At 63.8% G+C, this 19,717-nt stretch carries 19 protein-coding genes; 10 read left to right on the forward strand and 9 right to left on the reverse strand.

The features are described from left to right. The first annotated feature begins 195 nt into the window (after positions 1–195). The 5 genes from AAHM38_RS16585 to AAHM38_RS16605 all read left to right on the forward strand — a co-directional run bounded on the left by AAHM38_RS16585 (position 196) and on the right by AAHM38_RS16605 (position 6,847). Positions 196–2,817, forward strand: a complete 2,622-nt coding sequence (locus AAHM38_RS16585; RefSeq protein WP_116575398.1) for a TonB-dependent receptor domain-containing protein — start codon at positions 196–198, stop codon at positions 2,815–2,817. A gap of 20 nt (positions 2,818–2,837) precedes the next feature. Then, on the forward strand, positions 2,838–3,911 hold the full coding sequence (locus AAHM38_RS16590) for a beta-propeller fold lactonase family protein (protein WP_012762490.1): 1,074 nt from the start codon (positions 2,838–2,840) through the stop codon (positions 3,909–3,911). Next, positions 3,898–4,473: a cytochrome b gene (locus AAHM38_RS16595; protein ID WP_012762489.1), complete on the forward strand. Its 576-nt coding sequence runs from the start codon at positions 3,898–3,900 to the stop codon at positions 4,471–4,473. Before AAHM38_RS16590 ends, AAHM38_RS16595 begins: the two co-directional genes overlap by 14 nt. 215 nt (positions 4,474–4,688) lie before the next feature. Continuing rightward, positions 4,689–6,443, forward strand: a complete 1,755-nt coding sequence (locus tag AAHM38_RS16600) for a PQQ-dependent methanol/ethanol family dehydrogenase (protein ID WP_116575397.1) — start codon at positions 4,689–4,691, stop codon at positions 6,441–6,443. A 71-nt stretch (positions 6,444–6,514) separates the two neighbouring features. Further along, the gene (locus tag AAHM38_RS16605) at positions 6,515–6,847 is read left to right on the forward strand and encodes a c-type cytochrome (protein WP_004631198.1); all 333 of its coding nucleotides are present in this window, start codon (positions 6,515–6,517) and stop codon (positions 6,845–6,847) included. Between the two features lie 75 nt (positions 6,848–6,922). Here the strand turns inward: AAHM38_RS16605 and pqqE are convergent, their stop codons facing one another. The 5 genes from pqqE to pqqA all read right to left on the reverse strand — a co-directional run bounded on the left by pqqE (position 6,923) and on the right by pqqA (position 10,192). Beyond that, complete coding sequence (gene pqqE, locus AAHM38_RS16610; protein ID WP_116575396.1) at positions 6,923–8,125, reverse strand: pyrroloquinoline quinone biosynthesis protein PqqE; 1,203 nt, start codon at positions 8,123–8,125, stop codon at positions 6,923–6,925. Then, positions 8,097–8,369: a pyrroloquinoline quinone biosynthesis peptide chaperone PqqD gene (gene pqqD / locus AAHM38_RS16615; RefSeq protein ID WP_012762485.1), complete on the reverse strand. Its 273-nt coding sequence runs from the start codon at positions 8,367–8,369 to the stop codon at positions 8,097–8,099. The genes pqqE and pqqD overlap by 29 nt, the downstream gene beginning before the upstream one ends. Next, entirely contained in the window at positions 8,350–9,060 is a 711-nt protein-coding gene (gene pqqC / locus AAHM38_RS16620; RefSeq protein ID WP_004631191.1) for a pyrroloquinoline-quinone synthase PqqC, read from the reverse strand. The genes pqqD and pqqC overlap by 20 nt, the downstream gene beginning before the upstream one ends. Further along, on the reverse strand, positions 9,057–9,974 hold the full coding sequence (pqqB, locus tag AAHM38_RS16625) for a pyrroloquinoline quinone biosynthesis protein PqqB (protein ID WP_009241201.1): 918 nt from the start codon (positions 9,972–9,974) through the stop codon (positions 9,057–9,059). The genes pqqC and pqqB overlap by 4 nt, the downstream gene beginning before the upstream one ends. Positions 9,975–10,117: 143 nt before the next feature. Beyond that, a complete protein-coding gene (gene pqqA / locus AAHM38_RS16630; protein ID WP_009277446.1) occupies positions 10,118–10,192 on the reverse strand; it encodes a pyrroloquinoline quinone precursor peptide PqqA in 75 nt (24 codons plus the stop codon). Positions 10,193–10,295: 103 nt separating this feature from the next. Between pqqA and AAHM38_RS16635 the strand changes: the two genes are divergently transcribed. Beyond that, positions 10,296–11,240, forward strand: coding sequence for an alpha/beta fold hydrolase (locus AAHM38_RS16635; RefSeq protein ID WP_116575395.1), 945 nt, complete (start codon positions 10,296–10,298; stop codon positions 11,238–11,240). Here the strand turns inward: AAHM38_RS16635 and AAHM38_RS16640 are convergent. Continuing rightward, on the reverse strand, positions 11,226–13,244 hold the full coding sequence (locus tag AAHM38_RS16640; RefSeq protein WP_024972388.1) for a sigma-54-dependent Fis family transcriptional regulator: 2,019 nt from the start codon (positions 13,242–13,244) through the stop codon (positions 11,226–11,228). The genes AAHM38_RS16635 and AAHM38_RS16640 overlap by 15 nt on opposite strands. A 267-nt stretch (positions 13,245–13,511) precedes the next feature. Here AAHM38_RS16640 and pedF point away from each other — a divergent pair, with 267 nt between their 5' ends. Continuing rightward, entirely contained in the window at positions 13,512–13,997 is a 486-nt protein-coding gene (gene pedF / locus AAHM38_RS16645) for a cytochrome c-550 PedF (protein ID WP_004631184.1), read from the forward strand. A gap of 95 nt (positions 13,998–14,092) precedes the next feature. Beyond that, positions 14,093–14,974: a substrate-binding periplasmic protein gene (locus AAHM38_RS16650; protein WP_116575394.1), complete on the forward strand. Its 882-nt coding sequence runs from the start codon at positions 14,093–14,095 to the stop codon at positions 14,972–14,974. An 89-nt stretch (positions 14,975–15,063) separates the two neighbouring features. Here the strand turns inward: AAHM38_RS16650 and AAHM38_RS16655 are convergent, their stop codons facing one another. Both AAHM38_RS16655 and AAHM38_RS16660 read right to left on the reverse strand, forming a co-directional pair. Continuing rightward, positions 15,064–15,504 (reverse strand): hypothetical protein, encoded by a 441-nt coding sequence (locus AAHM38_RS16655; RefSeq protein WP_238563796.1) that lies wholly within the window; start codon positions 15,502–15,504, stop codon positions 15,064–15,066. 327 nt (positions 15,505–15,831) lie between these two features. Beyond that, positions 15,832–16,653, reverse strand: coding sequence for a MipA/OmpV family protein (locus AAHM38_RS16660; protein ID WP_116575393.1), 822 nt, complete (start codon positions 16,651–16,653; stop codon positions 15,832–15,834). 222 nt (positions 16,654–16,875) lie between these two features. Between AAHM38_RS16660 and AAHM38_RS16665 the strand changes: the two genes are divergently transcribed. After that, positions 16,876–18,603: an alkaline phosphatase family protein gene (locus tag AAHM38_RS16665; protein WP_116575392.1), complete on the forward strand. Its 1,728-nt coding sequence runs from the start codon at positions 16,876–16,878 to the stop codon at positions 18,601–18,603. A gap of 64 nt (positions 18,604–18,667) precedes the next feature. Here the strand turns inward: AAHM38_RS16665 and AAHM38_RS16670 are convergent, their stop codons facing one another. Then, positions 18,668–18,940 carry a hypothetical protein gene (locus AAHM38_RS16670; protein ID WP_004631175.1) on the reverse strand — a complete coding sequence of 91 codons (273 nt, stop codon included), beginning with the start codon at positions 18,938–18,940 and terminating at the stop codon, positions 18,668–18,670. Between the two features lie 413 nt (positions 18,941–19,353). Here AAHM38_RS16670 and AAHM38_RS16675 point away from each other — a divergent pair, with 413 nt between their 5' ends. Next, the gene (locus AAHM38_RS16675) at positions 19,354–19,581 is read left to right on the forward strand and encodes a hypothetical protein (protein ID WP_012762475.1); all 228 of its coding nucleotides are present in this window, start codon (positions 19,354–19,356) and stop codon (positions 19,579–19,581) included. Positions 19,582–19,717 lie beyond the last annotated feature (136 nt).

Raw genomic sequence — 19,717 nt, forward strand, 5'->3', positions numbered from 1 at the left:
CGAGGCAACGACCCCGCAGGCAAACAAGAAGAGGAGACATGGCCGTGTGCCAACCATTTGCCCTGCCGCAACGCGCGCAGGTGTCACCCCCATTGCCGCTGATTCCCTGCCGGGATTAGCCACCGCCACGCCTGTTCTCTGGGATACGTCATTGATACCCGAGACCCGCGAGCGAGAACTTCGGGGAGACACTTCGTGCATTCGCCTATCAGCCGTTCGGAGAAGAGCACCAGCCGTGTGCGCAACGCCGCACCGTGCCTTGCAGGCGGCGTGGCTGCGCTCACTGCCGCGGGGCTTTACTCGCCCGCGTTTGCCGAAGACCAGATCGTGGCGGTGGCATTGCCGACCGCGGAGGTCGTCGGCTCGACCCCGATCGACAGCATTGGCGTGCCGCTGTCGCAGTTTCCTGCCAATGCGCAGCGCGTGAGCGCGAAGGATGCGCGCGAGCAACGCAACTCCAACCTGGCGGACCTGCTCAACGACAACCTGGGTCAGGTGAGCATCAGCAACGGGTCGGGCAATCCGTACCAGAACGACATCAACTATCGCGGGTTTCAAGTGTCGTCGCTGCTGGGCGTGCCGATTGGCGTGTCGGTCTACTTTGATGGCGTGCGGATGAACGAGCCCTTCGGCTCCATCGTGAACTGGGATCTGATTCCCATGAACGCGATGTCCAGCGTCAACATCCTGCCGGGCTCCAACCCGATGTTCGGCCTCAACACACTGGGCGGCGCGCTGGTCGTCAACACCAAGAACGGGAAGGACAACGCCGGCACGTCGATTGAGGCGCTGGGCGGGTCGTTTGGCCGCCGTGCGCTGAGCTTTGAGACCGGTATCGTCGACAAGGCACACAGCACCGATTACTTCGTCGCCGGCAACTTCGACCGGCAGGACGGCTTTCGCGATCACTCGGGTTCGAACGTCAAGCAACTGTATGGAAAAGCGCGGTGGCACGGCAACGACGGCGCTACCCAGCTCGAGCTGTCGGCCGCACTGGCAGATACGTCGCTGAGCGGCACGCAGTCGTTGCCGATGGACATGATGGCGAACCGCAGCGCCGCCTATACGTGGCCCGACACCATCTCAAACCGGATGGCGCTGCTGAACCTGAAGGGCAGCCATTGGTTGAACGACACCAACCAACTGGCCGGCAGCGTCTACTACCGCAAGGCCAGCCTTCACAACGTCAACAGCAACGCACAGCTGGATGACGGCTGCTTCAACGACGACGGCTCGCTGGCAACGACCGCTGCAGGTGGCACCACCACGTACAAATGCGCGAACAAGGCGCCCAACGGCACGGCAGTCAATGCAGTGACCGGCGCGAATGCGCTTGCGCTCGGCTACGGCCGCTGGACCAACGCCATCAATACCAGCGTCGTCGATTCCGCCACGCATGAGGGCACGGTGGGCTCGTCCCTGCAGTGGTCGAACTTCAGCCAACTTGCGGGACACGACAATACGTTCACCTTCGGTGGTGCGTTCGATCATTCGCGCATCACGTATGACCAGACGACCTACCTGGCACGGTTGATCAACTATCAGACGGTGGTGAGCCCGAACCAGACATACGGATTCACCGCCAATGGATCGGCACCGTCGACATCGAACCCGGCGTTGTTCACGGGCAGCAACGTCATCGGCGCGGTCAACCTGTCGTCCAACGTCAACAACTTCAGCCTGTACTTCACCGATACGTTGAGCGTGACGGAAAAGCTGAGCGTGACCGCATCGGGCAGCTTCAACTACACCACGCTCAACCAGGGCGGCGCCAACAACCGGTACCTGAACGAAGACGGCGGCTATTCCTGGACGGACGCCGTATCAGGCGTGTCGTATTACAACCCCGGCTATGTGGACGCCTACCGGTATTCCAACACTGGATCCGGCGCAGCCTCCAACCCGAACGGTGTGCCGGCAGGGGCGGTCGCCGGCCCGCAAACCAACAGCCTGGCCGGCTCTCATCATTACCACCGGTTCAACCCGTCGTTGGGATTCAACTACGACCTCGGGGCCGGTCAGGGCATCTTCGGGAACTACAGCGAATCGATGCGCGCCCCGACCTCGATCGAGTTGTCTTGCGCCGATCCGAACAGCCCGTGCTCGCTGCCGACCGGGTTCAACGGCGATCCCGACCTGAAAGCCGTGGTGGCTAAAACATTCGAGTTCGGCGGCCGCGGCAAGCTGGGCAAGTCGACCTACTGGAGCGCGTCGGTCTACGACTCGCGCCTCAGCAATGACATCCAGTTCATCGCCACGTCAAACACGTACGGCTACTTCGCCAATGTCGGCAAGACGGAGCGACGCGGCTTTGAACTGGGCGCGAGCACGAAGATCGACAAGTGGTCGCTGTCGGCCAACTTTGGTTATGTCGATGCGATCTACAAGTCGGCATTCACCACAGCGAGCGGGCAGCATGTGGTCAGCGGCAACAAGATCCCGGGCATCCCCGCGAAGACGCTCAAGCTCGGCGCGTCGTACGCCTTCAGCCCGAACCTGTCGATGGGCGGGAACGTGATCCTGGTCAGCAAGCAGATCGCGCACGGCAACGAAAGCAATGCCGACCCGAACGGCGAGGTGCCGGGCTACGGCCTCGTCAATCTGAACCTGCATTACAAGCCGACGAAACATCTCGAGATTTCGGCGTACATCAGCAACCTGTTCAACAAGCGCTATTCCACGTACGGCCTGTCGGGCATGCGGAGCATCTACACGTTGGCGAAGCAGCAGTTCATGACGCCGGCACCGCCGCGCGCGATCTGGATTGGCCTGACGTATTCGTTTGGAGGCAAGGCCGCCGGTGCCGATGCGGACTGAGCCGCCCATAAGAGACCATCATGAACGCACTGACCTACTACTTCCGGATCGCCACGTTGCTTTGCGTGGGTTGGGTATTGACCCTCCAGGCGGTTGCCGAGGTGTCGGATCCCGTCGCCTACGTCACGAATCAGGGCGGCGGTGTGACCGTGCTCAATGCACGCACGCTCAAACGGCTCGACGAGATTGCCGTGGGCAAGGATCCGCGCGGCCTCGCTGTCACGCCCGACGGCCGCTGGTTGCTGACGGCCAACCAGGGCAGCGCCGATGTGTCGGTGATTGACACAGGCACACGCAAGGAGATCAAGCGCATCGCAGTCGGCAGGAATGTCGAGTTCATGCGCATCTCGCCCGACGGCCGCCGGGCGTTCGTCACCTACGAGCCTTCGTCGGAAGGCGGGCCGCCGGGCAAGAACGACCGGGCCGTGAAAGACGAGAAGGATGAGAACGATGAAGCCCCCGCCGAAGTCGCGATCATCGACCTCAGCCAGTGGGCCGTGGTCGGCCGCATCAAGGCCGCCCGCGAGACCGAAGCCATCGAATTTTCACCGGACGGAAAGTTGCTGCTGGTGGCCAACGAAGGTGACAACACGGTCGGCGTTTATGAGCTGTCGACGCTCAAGCAGATCCGGCGGGTGGATGTCGCGCCATACGGCAATCGGCCGCGCGGCATCAAGATCGCGCCGGATGGAAAGACCTATGTGGTGACGCTGGAAAACTCGAACAACCTGTTGCTGCTGGATGCCGGTTTCAAGCCGATCCAGACCGTGCCCACTGGGCAGGGGCCATACGGGATCGCGTTTGACCGCGAGGGCCAGTACCTCTGGGTGGCTGCCAGCCGCGCTGATCAGTTGCAGGTGTTCGATGCCCGCACCTTTGCGCAAGTGGCCGCCATTCCGGTCGGCAAGCGTTGCTGGCATTTCAGCTTCACGCCGGGTGATCGGAAGCTGCTGCTTGCCTGCGGCCGCTCGAACACTGTGCAGGTGATCGACCCGCAGAAGCGCGAGGTCGTCGATACGCTCCAAGGCTACAAGTTGCCCTGGGGTGTGGTGACGTATCCAACCTCGGTGGGCAGCCTCGATGCGCCGCGCTGATCGACCCGCCCACGCATCCGCGCCGGCCTACGCGGCCCTGCAGATCGCGTTGCATTGGGTGAGCGCCTCGTTGCTATGCGGCCTGTTCGCGCTGGGCTTCTACATGACCGGTCTGGCCAAGGGCGCACCGGGGAAGGCGGTCTTGGTAAATCTGCATAAATCGCTCGGGCTGACGGCGGCGCTGGTCATCGCGTGGCGCGTGGTGGTGCGCGTCAGCCGTGCTGCGCCACCGTCCATTCCGGGGCTGTACTGCTGGGAGACGGAGCTGGCGCGCATTACGCATCGCCTGCTCTACATGTGCATGGTCGTGATGCCTGTGTCGGGCTATCTCGGGTCTTCGTTCAATCCATACGGAACGCGCTTCTGGGGCGTGCCGCTGCCGCGCTGGGGTTGGGTCGACAGCGCACTGCAGCACATGTTCTACACGGTGCACAGCACGACGGCCGATCTGCTGCTCTGCCTGGTGGTGCTCCACGTTGCCGGGGTGATCAAGCACCAGTGGGTCGATGCGCGGAGGTGCGTGCAACGCATGCTGCCGGGCCAGCGCACGCGCGCGCTGTAAGCCCCCCGTCTTCGCGTGGGCTGCGTTCATTGCGTTGCTCCATTTCGCAACAGAACAAACGATGTGTTGCGGTATGGCACGCAACAACACACTGCAAGTGGCCTGAAACCGCAATTTCACGGCGTTTTTCGATGGCACGGGATTTGCCCTGAGTCCGACCGGTGTGACATCACACTGCCGGACCTGGACCATAAAGAGAGGTAGAGGAGACAAGAATGAGGACACTACGAGTGATTGCACTTGCGGCTGCCATGGCGGCTGCAAGTGTTGCCGTGCACGCGGCAACGCCCCTCGTTACCGATGCCATGATCGAGAACGATGCGAAATCGTCGAACGACGTGCTGACCTGGGGCATGGGTACGCAAGGGCAGCGCTTCTCGACGCTCACCAAGATCAACACGAAGAATGTCAGCCAGCTTGTACCGGCATGGTCGTTCTCGTTTGGCGGTGAGAAGCAGCGCGGTCAGGAATCCCAGCCGCTGATCTACAACGGCAAGATGTTCGTCACGGCGTCGTACTCGCGCATCTATGCGATCGACCTGAAGACCGGCAAGAAGCTGTGGAAGTACGAGCAGCGTCTGCCGGAGGGCATCATGCCCTGCTGCGACGTCGTCAACCGCGGCGCCGCGCTGTACGACAACCTGGTCATCTTCTCCACGCTGGATGCGCAGCTGATCGCGCTCAATCAGGACACCGGCAAGATCGTCTGGAAAGACAAGATCGAGGACTACGCCGCCGGCTATTCAACGACCGCCGCACCGCTGATCGTGAAGGGCATGGTGCTGACGGGCGTGTCGGGTGGCGAGTTTGGCGTGGTCGGCCGTGTGGAAGCGCGCGATGCCAAGACCGGCCAGTTGATCTGGTCGCGTCCGACGGTCGAAGGCCACATGGGCTACAAGTACGACAAGGATGGCAACAAGACCGAGAACGGCATGACGGGCACGCTCAACGCGAGCTGGCCCGGCGAGACGTGGAAGACCGGTGGCGCATCGACGTGGCTGGGCGGCACCTACGACCCGCAGACCAACCTGGTCTACTTCGGCACCGGCAACCCGGGACCGTGGAACAGCCATCTGCGCAAGGGCGACAACCTGTATTCGTCTTCCACGCTGGCCATCGACCCGGACACCGGCAAGATCGTCTGGCACTACCAGAACACCCCGAACGACGGCTGGGATTTCGACGGCGTGAACGAGTTCGTGACGTTCGACATGGACGGCAAGCGCGTCGGCGGCAAGGCTGACCGCAACGGCTTCTTCTACGTGAACGATGCGAAAACTGGCAAGCTGCTCAACGCGTTCCCGTTCGTGAAGGTCAACTGGGCCACCAGCATCGACCTCAAGACCGGCCGCCCGAACTACGCACCCGACCACCGTCCGGGCGATCCGGCCCAGGCCGCGGGTGAAGAGAAGAAGGGCAAGTCGGTGTTTGCCGAGCCCGGCTTCCTGGGCGGCAAGAACCAGATGCCGATGGCATACAGCCCGCAAACCGGGCTGTTCTACGTGCCCGCCAACGAGTGGGGCATGGACATCTGGAACGAACCCGTGAGCTACAAGAAGGGCGCCGCCTACCTGGGAGCTGGCTTTACCATCAAGCCGCTTAATGAGGATTACATCGGCGCACTGCGCGCGATCAATCCGAAGACGGGCAAGATGGAATGGCAGATCACGAACAACGCGCCGCTGTGGGGCGGTGTGATGACGACTGCCGGTGGCCTGGTGTTCTGGGGCACGCCCGAGGGCTATCTGAAGGCGGCCGATGCCAAGACCGGCAAGGAGCTGTGGCAATTCCAGACTGGCAGCGGCATCGTCGCGCCGCCCGTCACCTGGGAAGACAACGGCGAGCAGTTCGTGGCCGTGGTGTCGGGCTGGGGTGGTGCAGTGCCGCTGTGGGGCGGTGAAGTGGCCAAGCGCGTGAACTTCCTGGAGCAGGGCGGTTCGGTTTGGGTGTTCAAGCTGCACAAGAACTGACGTGCGTGGTTGAGCGCTGTGCGCCCTTTGCGGCGCGCAGCCTCTCGCACAGCTTCAAGGAGTTTCAGATCGTGATCATGCGCAATGGAGTGTTCTCGCTGCTGGCCGTAGTGTCTGCAGCAATCGGGGCGGCGCCCGCCCACGCCGCGCCGGACATGCAGGCCCTGGCCGACAAGAGCGGCTGTTTCTCGTGCCACAGCATGCATACCAAGATCGTCGGCCCCGCCTTTGCCGACGTGGCCGCCAAGTACAAGGGCGATGCCGACGCGCCCGCGAGACTGGCGCAGAAAGTGCGCGAAGGCGGCAAGGGTGTGTGGGGCCGCATCCCGATGCCCGCGCACCCCAACCTCAAGGAAGACGAAGCGAAGCAATTGGTGGCCTGGGTGTTGAGTTCAGGCTCCTAGGCTTCTACGTTGCTCGCCAGGGAAAAGGAAGAGGGCCGGCATTGTCCGGCCCTTTCTCTTCTCCAGGATTGCGTTCTATGGTTGCGTGAGCCGGCGCGAATTGGCATCGGTCCGGAACACGATGGGGACCTCGCCGGTGCGGGTGTCACGCATCTGTCCGAACCCGTTCATCGCAGCCATCCGGCCTTGCAGCACCACCTTCTGAAGCGCACCGTGATCCGCCGATTTTCCGCACACCGGGTCCGTGCGCGTCGCATCGCCCGTCAACAGATAGGCCTGACAGCGGCAGCCGCCCGCATCTTCTTCGCGCGACTCGCATGACTGGCACGGCTGCGGCATCCAATGCGTGCCGCGAAAGCGCTGAAAGGCGTCGCTGCTTCGCCAGATATCGCTCAGCGGCTGATTGAGCACGTTGGGCAGCTCCAGCCCCGGCAGCATGCGCGCAGAGTGGCAGGGCAACGCAACGCCATCCGGCGCGATGCCGAGGAATGTCGTGCCCCAGCCGTTCATGCACTTCTTCGGGCGCTGCTCAAAGTAGTCCGGCACGACGTAAAGCAATTGGCATCGGCTGCCGATGCGGGTCCGGTAGTCGTTCACGACGGCTTCGGCGTCACGCAGTTGCTCCAGGGTGGGCATCAGCGCCAGGCGGTTTTCCCATGCCCAGCCGTAGTACTGCGTGTTGGCAAGTTCCAGGTATTCGGCGCCGATCTCCAGCGCCATGTCGATGATGGCGCCCACGTGCGGCAGGTTATGCCGGTGCATCACGCAGTTCATCACCATCGGATAACCGTGGGCCTTGATCAGATCCGCCACCTGGCGCTTCAGGTCAAATGTGCGCGTGCTCGACAGAAAGTCGTTCAGCTCCCGCGTGGAGTCCTGGAACGACAGCTGGATATGGTCGAGCCCCGCTGCGCGCAATGCGCCAAGCCGCGCATCGGTCAAGCCCACCCCAGATGTCACGAGGTTCACGTAGAACCCGAGCCCATGCGCATGCGCAACCAGGGTTTCAAGATCCTTGCGCAACAGCGGCTCGCCGCCCGACAGGCCGAGCTGCACCGCCCCCAGCGCCCGCGCCTGGGTGAACACATCGCACCACTGTTCGGTGGTGAGTTCCTGATCGTGCCGCGTGTAGTCGACCGGGTTGGAGCAGAAGGCGCAATGCAGCGGGCAGCGATAGGTCAGCTCGGCCAGCAGCCAGAGCGGCGGACCGGGCATCGGCGTAGCTGCCGGCGCGAGCAGCGAATCGGCCTCAAACGAGCCAGCCGCGTTCAAGAGCATGTTTGACAAAGGCGTGGACCTCCGGAGCGATGCCCTGCACGCCAAAGGCGGATTGCAGGTCGTCGATCAGCATGTCGAGGGTATGGGCACCGTCGCAGCGCTGCAGGATCGCGGCGGCGCTGTCATTGAGCGTGACCATGCCTTCGGGGTACAGCAGCACCCAGCTTTGCTGCATGTCTTCCCATTGCAGCCGGAAGGTCCGGTGCAGCGTGGGGTGGGCCGGATCAGACAAGGGAGGGCTCATGTGCGTGGGCCTGTTGGATGGCATCGAGCATCGACCAGAGGATGTCGAGCTTGAACTGCAGGATGTCCAGCGCACGCAGTTGCTGCTCCGGCGTGCGGAAGTAGTCGAGTGTCACGCGCAGGCCGTGCTCGACGTCGCGCGAGGCCAGCGGAATGCGCGAGCGGAAGTACGCCAGCCCCTCCGGCTGCACCCACGGATAGTGCTCGGGCCAGCCGGCCAGTCGTTCCTTGTGAATGTCCGGCGCGAACATCTCCGTGAGCGAGGAGCACACTGCTTCCTGCCACGGCGCGCGGCGCGCAAAGTTCACATACGCATCCACCGCAAAGCGCACGCCCGGCAGCAGATGCCGGTGAGACCACAGCGCGTCGCGCGTCAGGCCCACGGCAACGCCTAAGCGCACCCAGCTCTCGATGCCGCCCGGCTGCGCATCGTCGCCGTCGTGGTCGTGGATGCGGACGATCCACTCGCGGCGCGTTGCCCGGTCGGGGCAGTTGGACAGGATGGCCGCATCCTTGAGCGGGATGTTGACCTGGTAGTAGAAACGGTTCGCAACCCACGTGCGGATTTCCTCCGGCGTGCATTCGCCAGCGCGCATGCGCAGGTTGAACGGATGATGAATGTGATAGCCCGCCTGCTTCGCGCGCAGCCGTGCTTCGAACTCTTCGGCCGTCCAGGCAACAGGATGTGTCATAGCGAGATTTCCATGCCGTCGTAAGCCACCTCGATGCCGTGTGCTTCCAACTCCCGGCGCTGCGGCGAGTCTTCATCGAGGATCGGGTTGGTGTTGTTGATATGGATCAGCACCTTGCGCGTGGCCGGCAGCTGGTCGAGCACGTCGATCATGCCGCCGGGGCCGGATTGCGCGAGGTGGCCCATGTCTGCTGCCGTCTTGGTGGAAAAACCGAGGGCGAGCATCTCGTCGTTGCGCCAGCAGGTGCCGTCCACCAGCACCACGTCGGCCGCGCCCATTTCGTCGAGCACATGGGGTTCGACACGGGCGAGACCCGGCGCGTAGAATGCACGCCGGCCGCTCTTGCGATCGACGATGCGCAGGCCGATGTTGTCGCCCACGCGGCGCGCGTTGCGGCTGGGCGAGTAGGGCGGCGCCTTGCTCTCCAGCGGGATCGCCGTCAACGCCACGTCGTCGAGCGGGGGCACCGAGAACGCCGTGCCGTCCAGCGCGAGCGCGCGCGTGTCGAGACCGCAGTAGTGCGACAGCATGCGGGTGAGCGGGAAGGCGGTGGACAGATCGCTGATGACCGCTGCGCTGGCATAGACGGGCAGCGCTTGCCGATGTTCACGCAGCATCAAGAGGCCCGTCACATGGTCGATCTGCGCATCCATCAGCACGACGCCCACGATGCCCGTATCACGCGGCGTGCGTGCCGGTTGCAGCGCTGGCGAACTGCGCAGTTGCGCGAGGATGTCCGGCGAGGCGTTCACCACGAGCCAGTTGTGTTGGCCGTCGCCGAGTGCGATGGACGACTGCGTGCGCGGCGTGGCGCGCACGGTGCCGCGCCGCACACCGTCGCAGTTGCGACAGTTGCAATTCCACTGTGGGAAACCGCCGCCGGCGGCCGAGCCGAGAACCCTGAGTATGGTCATGATGCAAATCCAACGTGTCGGGGCGGATTGAGCAAGAAGTCGGCCAGGGGATGGCGGGAAGGCACGCGCGCCTCCAGGCGGAAAAAAGCCCGCCGTGAAGAACCGGCGGGCTCGTGGAGCCTTGCGTGCTCAGCCGCGCAGTGTCAGCGGTTGGCGATGTACATGGTGATCTCGAACCCGAGTCGCAGTTCGGTGTAGGCGGGGGTCGTCCAGTTCATGTCTCCTCCTTGAGGGTTGGCATAGTTAGTGAATGCACAGCGTTGTTCAGCGGCTGCACAGGCGTTTGCCGAACGCAGCCGCATCGTCATCAAGGCAACATCCATGCCCACCTCCGACTGGCCAACCACATCCGCCCGCTTTCACCTGCGCACGCCGGACGGCCACTGCCTGCATGTGCGCCAATGCGGGCCTGACAGCGGAGAACCGTGGCTGGTGCTGCATGGCGGCCCGGGCAGCGGCTGCGCGCCTTCGATGGCTGCGTGGTTCGATCCGCTGCGGCATCGCGCCGTGCTGCCGGACCAGCGCGGTGCCGGGCGCTCGCGACCCGCCGGCACGCTACGGCGCAATACGGTGACGGCGCTGCTGGCCGATCTGGAGCAACTACGCATTGCGCTCGGCATTGCGCGCTGGGGCGTGGTCGGTGGGTCATGGGGCGCAGCGCTGGCGTTGGCCTATGCCGATCGCTTTCCCCATGCCGTATCGGCGCTGGTGCTGCGCGGCACCTTCCTGACCGGTTTCGACGATGTGCAGTCGTTGTTCAACGCGCGCGGCGCCGGTCGTGATCTCTTGCGAGGCGTCGGTGGGCGAGGTGAGGGTTTTCCTGCGGCCCGTGGTCGCCTTCGCGTTGCAACAGACATGTTGCAGCCTGGTACAACTGTTCAGAAATTGAACATTGCCACGGCATGGCAGCGTGGGGAACATCGGCTGTTGGGCCTGCGGCCGCTGGCACGTCGCCAAACCTGGCAGCAGCGCATGGCCCTCGTGCGCAAGTACCAGTTGCAGGCGCATTACCTGCATCGGCGAGCAGGGCTGGGGAAGGCAGCGTTGCTGCGGGCGGCCACGCGCATCGGGGCGAGGGGTTTGCCGGTGACGCTGCTGCATGGGCGGGAAGACAAGGTTTGCCGGCCCGGCAATGCGCTGCGGTTGTCTGTAGCGATCCCGCATGCGCGGTTGGTGTGGGTGCCGGGTGGGCACCTGGCGGTGGGTGAGATGGCGAAAGCGCTGGGCGCCGCCATCCGTGCGTCGGCGTGGTCAGTCGGTGTCTGAAGGCAAGCCGCCGGCCTCGTCGATCCGGCGGTAGATTGTGTTGCGCGAAATGCCGAGCGCTTTCGCAGCGGCGGAAATATTGCCGTTGTGCGCCTGCACGGCCGCCATGATCGTCATGCTTTCCACATCGGCAAGCCGCTTGGGCTGCGTGCCGCCCACGTTTTGAGTGACAGGCGGTACAGCCGCTGCCGATGCCACCGCATTGTCCGGAGACGGCTGGTCGCCATGACGCGCCTGCCAGTCTTCAAGAAAATCGTCGGGCAGATGGTCTTCGGTGATTTCCGGAGCGCCTTCGGCCATCAGCCGGGCGGTGCGCAGCAGATTGCCGAGCTGGCGAATGTTGCCGGGCCAGTGGTAGCTGCGGAACATCTGCATCACGGCTTCGCTGATGGGGGGCGCGTCGGCCTGTTCAAGTTTCAGCAGCTTGTCGGCTACCACGTCGAGGTCGCTGCGCTCGCGCAATGCCGGCAGGCGCACGACCAGACCGTTGAGCCGGTAGTACAGGTCTTCGCGGAACTGGCCGCTGGCCACCATCTCGCGCATGTTGCGGTGAGTGGCGCACACGACCGTCACATCTACCTGGATCAGCTTGTTGCTGCCCAGCGGAGAGACCGCACGCTCTTGCAATGCGCGCAGCAGGCGGGCCTGCAGGTGCAGCGGCATGTCGCCGATCTCGTCGAGGAAGAGCGTGCCGCCGTTGGCCAGCACCATCTTGCCGATGCCGCCCTTCTTGCGCGCGCCGGTAAAGGCGCCTTCTTCGTAGCCGAAGAGTTCAGATTCGATGAGCGCTTCCGGAATCGACGCGCAATTCACGGCGATGAAGGGGCCGGCGTGGCGCGGGCTGTCGGCGTGGATGGCGCGCGCAAGCAGCTCCTTGCCCGTGCCGGTTTCGCCCAGGATCATGACAGGGATATCCTTGCCGATGACCTTGCGCAGCTTGCCAATGACGGTCTGGATCTGCGCGTCGCCGGTGTCCAGCGCCTCCAGGCTGGCCGGCTGCCGGATCGGCTCGATGTAGGCCCGGCGCGGCGCCGCGTCGCGGTCGGTCGAGAGATCAGCGCCAATCGCGCCGCCCACCATGCGGTTGGCCGGCCGCTTCCATTCGACGCGCGCAAACACCTTCACGCCGCTGGGCAGTTGCAACTGCACGATACCTGCCGCTGCGGTGCGTTCGCGGTCGATCAACTGCGACATCGAGAGCCCAAACAGCGACGAAAAGGTATGGGCATGCAGCGCGCGGATCGACAGGCCGAGCTGGAATTCGCCGCTGCGGTTGGCCGACAGGAAGCGCCCCGCCGGCGTGAAGGCCGCAATGCCCTCGACCAGTGTACCGATGAATTCCGGGCGCGAGTGGAAGTGGATGCACACCACGTCCTGGAACGTGTTGGCAAACAAGTGATTCTCGATCATCTGCGCCGACATGCGTACCAGCGCCATGGTGTGCTTGTGGAAACCGCGATGGTCCCCCGTCACATCGAGCGCACCCACGGTGGCGCCGTACGGATCGAAGATCGGCGCACACGAACAGGTGAGGAACTGATTGGCCTGCAGGTAGTGCTCGGAGCCGTGGACCAGCGTGGGTTTAGCCTCGGCCAGCGCCGTGCCGATGGCGTTGGTGCCCCGGCTCGCTTCCGACCACAGCGCGCCCGGTTGAAGGGCCACCTTGCTCGCCTGGGCCAGGAAATCGTCGTCCCCCAGCGAATGCAGGATCAGGCCCGACGTGTCGGTCAGGATCACCATGCTTTGCGTGTTGACGATTTGGCTGTAGAGCGTCTCCATCACGGGGAGCGCGTGCGTGAACAGCGACTGGCTGCGCTCGATCTCGGTTTTCAGCTCGCTGTGCAGGACCGGGCAGAAGTCGGGCGACTCATACGGGCGCAAGCCGTAGGACTTGGATCGCTCGTGGGATTGCGCGATCAGTTCAGGCTGATCGTTCGGGGCGTCACCGAGCGTGGCCGGGGCGTTTTCGGAACCGCGCGGGTCGGCTGCCGCGTGAGGGGTCATGGTGTGTGTCTCCTTAAACCTCGCCCGCAATCTGTGTGCGGGTCGCCCGGATCGCCTGATTTAACCAGGGTGCGAACCGGAAGTGTTGCGCCATGAAGCAAGACCCTTGCCAGGGTGTTGCATTCCTGAGCACCTGTGCCAACCCTCGCATCGGATAACCGGCGCGCTTGGCGGATGCAGGCCGGGTTTGGCGGCAGGTTCGCGCCTTGGTATGGCTCTTGCAGAAATGGCTCCAAAAATCGTTTCAACGACAACTAGGAGACACTCTTGAAAACGCCTCGCAATTTGCTCGCGCTGCTTTCTGCCTGCGCACTTCTGGCCGGCGGATTGCCCGCAGCCGCATCCGCTCACGGCGATGTCACACCGCAGGCCGTAGACACGCACACCTTACCGCAACTCGGCGCCGATTGGCGTCAGGACAATCCATACCGGACGGGCCCCGCCCACGACGAAGCGCTGCGTATCGGCACCTCGGCGTTCAACCAGAACTGTGCGCGCTGCCACGGGCTGGAGGCCATCTCCGGCGGCATCGCCCCCGACCTGCGCAAGCTCGACACCGATTGCATGTCGCTGGCAAGCGCCAAGCAGAAGGAGGCTTGCTACGGCGAGGTGTCGCAGTACTTCACCGCCACAGTCCGCCACGGCCGCACCCGCGATGGCCGCGTCTACATGCCCCCGTTTGAAGGCGTGCTGACCCAGGAAGCGGTCTGGTCGATCAAGACGTATCTGGAATCGCGCCGCGTACAGGAGTAGTAGGTCGGCCTGCCCCCGTTGGCAGCTTTGCGAGCCGATGCTGTCCCTGCCTTCGTGTGCATCGGCTCGCTCATTTTTTCCACCAGGAGATTCTCATGAATGCCCGTATTCGGTTGACCGCGGTTGGGGCTTTCCGTCGCCTTGCCGGCCTCCTGCTTGCTGCGGCAGCCATGATGGTGAGCGCCGCGCCGGCACATGCCGACATGGCGAAGATCCGCCAGAGCGGTACCCTGAAGGTCGCGCTGTACAAGGGCCTGCCGCCGTTCTCCGACAACGTCGGGGGCCAATTCAGCGGCATTGACGTGGCGCTTGCCAATGCGCTTGGCAAGCAGATGGGGCTGTCGGCGTCGTTGCTGCCGTTTGATGCGGATGACGATGGCATGTCGGGCGACCTGCGCAACATGGTCTGGAAGGGGCACTACCTGGGGTATGGCCCGGCCGACGTGATGCTCCATGTGCCGGTTGACCCGAACTTCATTCGCCAGAACGACCAGGTGCTGATATTCGCGCCGTACCTTCGCGAAGGCTATGTGCTGGTGTACGACAGCGACCGCGTCCGCAAGGTCAGCAGTTTCGAAGACCTCGCCGGTCAGGCGACCGGCGCCGAGCAGGGGTCGGGCGGGGCGAGTGCGCTGCTTTCCAGTGCCAACGGCGCGCTGCGCGACAAGGTGAAGATCTATCCGGAGGCCAACGAGGCGCTGCGTGCGCTGTTCTCCGGCCAGATTGCCTCGGCAATGGTGACGCGGGCGCAATATGAAAGTGCGCTGAAGATGCAGAATCAATCTGCCACACGGTTTGTGGCGACCGAACTGCAGTCGCCGCTGCTGCCGGCCCGCGGTTGGGCGATTGGCATGGCCGTCAAGGCGGATCAGCGAGAACTGGCGCAGGCGCTGGAGACCGCGCTCAATGCACTGCGCGCCAGCGGCGAGCTGCAACGCATCTTTGCGCAATACGGCGTGTCGATGGTGGCACCGTAGGCGCCACCGCCCGCGCACGGAGCCGAACGTGTCGACGCACCTGACGCGGGGGCACTGCGGGCGGCTGGCCGCGCCGGCCAGCTCACGCGCTACGCCTTCTCCGCCGCGGCGTGCTTGGAGGGCAGCGCACTCACGTTGTCGTCGAACTGCGAATCTACGGGGATCTTCGAGAAGTGGTGGATCTTGGGCGCGTGCGAGTCGTCGGCCTGCGCGTCGTGCGGGTCGATGAACGACATCGCCGTGCGGCGCCGGAGCATATGCGAGTCGCGCGATTGCGATTCGCGCCACAGCTCGGCCGTGAACTTGAGGCCGGCGCGCAATGCGTGGGCGCTTTCCTGCTTGCCCTTGCGCTGGTCGGACACGCGCTCGATGCCCTTCTTGACGACGTCTTCCAGGAATATGAGACGGGCGCGGTAGTAGTCCGCGTGCATTTGTGCATCCATCACGCGCTGCTCTGCCTGGTACAGCTCCATGCGCAATTCGCTTAGCGCGCGTTCGGCCTGCTTCTCTGGAGAGGGTGCGTGGCTCAAGGCCCAGTTTGCAATCCACCGCAACATGGTCAAGCCCTCCTGTCTTGCGGTGTCCGCCGCCGGTGGGAAGACACCGTTCACTGCCCGTGCATTGATCGGAAGTGATCGCCGCTTTCCAAACAGACTAGCAAAAAAAACAGGGCGATTGCGCTAGTCCACCCGCATACCTGTTGTGAAAAGGAAGCATGGTCCTTTTGGCTGAGAGGCGCGCGGGCCAAGTTCTGGTCTCATAAGCGGATTGCCTCGTGTGCACAGGTTTGCCACGCGAATTTCACCTCCATGCGCAAGCGATTGCGCACATCACCGCGCCCGATTCTGGGCGCGCTGTCAGCGGAACCGGTACGTGAGCGAGGCCATGGCCGTGGTCTGCTGGCGGCGCTGGGTGATCGGACTGTCTGCCGCATCGCCACGCAGCCGTGCCACCGTGAGCGAGCCATTGGCCGTCCACCGGTCATCGAGCCTGCACGTGACGATGGCGTTGAAGTGGATGTCGCGCAGCCCCGCATGCGCGGCAAATACCGGCAGGCCCGAACGCGCGCTCTGCCCATCGTCCACGCCAAAGAACGTACGCATGTACTGACCGTTCGTCCACGACACGCCGGTGCCAAGGCTGAACAGCCAGCGGCCGGCCGGCGCGCTCGCGTAGGCATCGGCGTTGGCGATCAACCCCTGGCGGTTGCCGAGGATGTCCTGCTCCGCATCGGTGGACAGCGTGAGGAACGACACCGTGTACTGCGCGAACGCCTTCGCGCGCACCGTGGCGTTGACATTGCCCAGACCATTCAGGCGCGCGTCGTCATGCGCATGGCGCCACGTCGGGTCGAACTGGAAGTTGCCGCCCACCTGCCATGTGTCGTCGTTGGCGAGGTACACGCCTGCAAAGTCCATCCCCTTGGAAAAGAAGCGATGCCGGTATTCGATCTCCTGATCGATCCACGGAAACACAAAGCTGGATTTCGCGCCCGGATATTTGGGTGACATGTAAATCGCCGGGCCGACAGCGACGCTCCAGTCGCTGTCTTCGGCGTTGTTTTCCGCGTTGGCGGCAGGGGCCGTCTGTGCCTGGGCAGCGCTGATTGACAACGCGCTAACCAAGACCAAGGAAAGACGGAGCAGAAGGCGGAGCGGGGCACGCGAAGGCAGCGGCATGAGCGAACGGAACTGGAGAGAAAAGCGATCGGATGGAACGACGGGCACGCCATTCTAGTGGAACCGCCCGAACGGTTGATGATGGTGCAAACGTTGGCTCATCCCGCCGGCGGGCCGACGTTACATTTGTCATGCAAGCGACACGGGTGGGTCGCCGCGCGGACATACAACGAGGCTAGCGTGACCGGGCCGCCTGATGGCGGCAATCCAGAGGAGAAACCCGTGTCCCCCCAGAAAACTCTTGCTGTTGCCGTGCTTTCCACGCTGGCATGTGGTCTGTCTACACACGCGTACGCCGATGACGATGATGCGCGCCACGCGCACGCCAAGCATGTCCTGCTGATCTCGGTCGATGGCTTGCATCAGTCCGATCTTGACTGGTACGTCGGCAACCATCCGGGTTCCACGCTGGCGCGCCTCGTGCGCCAGGGCGTGAGCTACCGCAATGCGCGCACACCGTTCCCGTCGGACTCGTTTCCGGGCATGGTCGGCCAGGTGACTGGCGGCAACCCCAAGACCACCGGCATCTACTACGACGACGCTTACAGCCGCGGCCTGCTTCCGGCCGGCACGACGGCCGCCAACTGCCACACCACCAAGCCGGGTGCTGAAGTTTTCTATGCCGAGGTCATCGCGAAAGACCCGAACCGCCTCGACAGCGGCCAGGGCATCCCGGGCCTGTATGCCGATCTTTCGAAGATCTCGCAACTGACGGGCCGCGCGCTGGACCTGATCGATCCGGCGCTTCTACCGGTATCGCCCGTCACCTGCGCGCCGGTGTATCCGCACCAGTATCTGAAGGTCAACACGGTATTCGAAGTGGCGCGCAAGCACGGCCTGCATACGGCATGGTCGGACAAGCATGCCGCGTACGAAATCCTCAACGGACCGAGTGGCCAGGGTATCGACGACCTGTTCGCGCCCGAGATCAACAGCTCCGTGACCGACCCGTCGCTGCCGGCCGGGCCCGGCGCCGACTGGACGAAAGACAACACAAACACGCAGCGTTACGACAGCTTCAAGGTGCAGGCCGTGTTGAACTGGCTCAAGGGTCACGACCACGCCGGCAACGGCACGCCGGGCGTGCCTGCCATTCTTGGCATGAACTTCCAGGCTGTGTCGACCGCACAGAAGCTGAACAAGTCGGCGTATTACCCGGACCCATCCAACACTGCCAACAAGGTGTCGGGTGGCCTGGGTGGCTACACCAACAGTGGCACGGTGCCGGGCGTGGTCCTGCAAAGCGCGCTCACCTTCGTCGACAACAAGCTGGGCGAGCTGGTCAAGGCGGCCGACCCATCCAACACGGTGGTGATCGTGTCGGCCAAGCACGGCCAGTCACCTAACAGCCGTGCAGACCTCACCATCATCAACGACGGCGACATGATCGACGCGCTCAACTGCGCATGGGAAAAGTACGCCGCGACGTGCAAGGACGCGACCAAGCCGCATCTCGTTGCGCACGCGATGGACGACGACGGCATTCTGCTGTGGTTGAACGACCGCTCACCGGCCGCACTGCACTTTACGAAGCAGTTCCTGCTGGGCTACTCGGGTACAGGGCTGGGTTCGGATGCGGCGGGCAATGCCGTCGCCAAGCCCTTTACGCAAGCCGGCGCGAGCCGCTTCGTGGTGGGCGAGGAGGTGGCTGACTTCTTTGGCGCGAAGCCCAGCGATGATCGCGTTCCGGATGTCGTCGGTATCGCGCAGCAGGGCACGGTGTGGGCTGGCAGCAAGCTATCGAAGATCGCCGAGCACGGCGGCTTCCGTCCCGAAAATCGCCATGTGCCGATCGTGGTGTGGGGGGCGGGTGTCAACGCTGGCATCGTGGACGAGCGCGTCGATACCAATCAGATCGCGCCGACCATCCTGAGCGAGCTGGGCCTCAAGCCGCATGAACTGCAAGCCGTGCAGATCGAAGGCACGAAGCGTCTGCCGCATCTGCATTGATGCACTGCCAAGCAGACAAAAAAAACGCCGGGAATGTCCCGGCGTTTTTCATGGCGCGACTGCCTTATTGCTTGGCGGGCGCAGCGGCCTTCGGTGCCGAAGCGGCGTCGGTCTTGGCTTCCGACTTGGCTGCAGCCTTGTGGGCCTTCTTGTGAGCGTGCTTCTTCTCGTGCTTGGCTTCAGCCTTCGGTGCCGAAGCGGCATCGGTGGTCGTCGCTGCAGCGGTCGCGGCCGGTGCAGGTGCGGCGGCCGGTGCGGAGGCGGTGCCAGCCGCGAACACGGGGGCTGCGAAGGCACCAGCAACGATCAGAGCGGCCAGGGATTGAGCGACTTTCATGTGAGACTCCTTAATCAGATTCAAGCGGGATGTTGGGACTCCAGATACATGGATCTCGTCCCATTTGCGATCCATGCCTCCAAAAACGCCTGACATTGCGCACGCGCTGACCGCCGTTTGTAAGCGTTCTGCCCACGGTGTAAGCGCGCGTAACAAGGTGGGTTTTGCCGCCTCTGCTGTTGCTTGCGATGGGTTGCGACACATCAAGGCTCCGGCGTGCTCATTGGCGTACCGTCAGGCTTCGGGTGGACAACCGCTGGCGCCTACTCCACACTGCATGGTGATGTGCGGGTCATTCCGGGTCATTCCGATATCGGGCCGCGCATTGACAGCAGGTGCGGGAGCGGATTGGGTCACGCTCCATCCAGTACCGGAACGCGCCATAAACCATTCTCTTCGATAAGGACAACACGATGAACAAGCTCCTGGCTGCCCTTGTGGCTGCAGTCTTCAGCGCCGGCGCATTTGCGCAGGCTTCCGCTCCGGTTGCCCCGGCCCCCGCTGCGCCTGCCGCCGCGCCGGCGCCTGCGGCATCGGCACCGGCCGCAGGCGAGAAGAAGGCTCACCATCACAAGAAGAAAAAGAAACGCGACCACCGTCCGAAGCTGCAGGACAAGAGCGCATACGGCGTGGGCGGCTGATCAGCGGCAGCCTGCCGTTTTTTCTGCACACCAGGCGCCGGCCTCCGAAAAGGGGCCGGCGCTTTGTTTTGGGCGGCCCGGAATAATTCGCGTACAGTCGCTTGACTTAGAGTGCGCTCTAACTTCTAAGCTCCGT

It is taken from the genome of Ralstonia sp. OTU4908 (assembly GCF_038440115.1).
GTDB lineage: Bacteria > Pseudomonadota > Gammaproteobacteria > Burkholderiales > Burkholderiaceae > Ralstonia > Ralstonia pickettii.

Coding starts and splice junctions, on each gene's coding strand:
- pqqD (WP_012762485.1), bottom strand. CDS start 8,369: ATGAGCCCTCCCTTGTCTGATCCGGCCCACCCCACGCTGCACCGGACC.
- AAHM38_RS16640 (WP_024972388.1), bottom strand. CDS start 13,244: ATGACCCCTCACGCGGCAGCCGACCCGCGCGGTTCCGAAAACGCCCCG.
- AAHM38_RS16670 (WP_004631175.1), bottom strand. CDS start 18,940: ATGAAAGTCGCTCAATCCCTGGCCGCTCTGATCGTTGCTGGTGCCTTC.
- pqqB (WP_009241201.1), bottom strand. CDS start 9,974: ATGACCATACTCAGGGTTCTCGGCTCGGCCGCCGGCGGCGGTTTCCCA.
- pqqE (WP_116575396.1), bottom strand. CDS start 8,125: ATGCTCTTGAACGCGGCTGGCTCGTTTGAGGCCGATTCGCTGCTCGCG.
- AAHM38_RS16660 (WP_116575393.1), bottom strand. CDS start 16,653: ATGCCGCTGCCTTCGCGTGCCCCGCTCCGCCTTCTGCTCCGTCTTTCC.
- AAHM38_RS16590 (WP_012762490.1), top strand. CDS start 2,838: ATGAACGCACTGACCTACTACTTCCGGATCGCCACGTTGCTTTGCGTG.
- AAHM38_RS16635 (WP_116575395.1), top strand. CDS start 10,296: ATGCCCACCTCCGACTGGCCAACCACATCCGCCCGCTTTCACCTGCGC.
- AAHM38_RS16650 (WP_116575394.1), top strand. CDS start 14,093: ATGAATGCCCGTATTCGGTTGACCGCGGTTGGGGCTTTCCGTCGCCTT.
- AAHM38_RS16600 (WP_116575397.1), top strand. CDS start 4,689: ATGAGGACACTACGAGTGATTGCACTTGCGGCTGCCATGGCGGCTGCA.
- AAHM38_RS16675 (WP_012762475.1), top strand. CDS start 19,354: ATGAACAAGCTCCTGGCTGCCCTTGTGGCTGCAGTCTTCAGCGCCGGC.
- AAHM38_RS16595 (WP_012762489.1), top strand. CDS start 3,898: ATGCGCCGCGCTGATCGACCCGCCCACGCATCCGCGCCGGCCTACGCG.
- pqqC (WP_004631191.1), bottom strand. CDS start 9,060: ATGACACATCCTGTTGCCTGGACGGCCGAAGAGTTCGAAGCACGGCTG.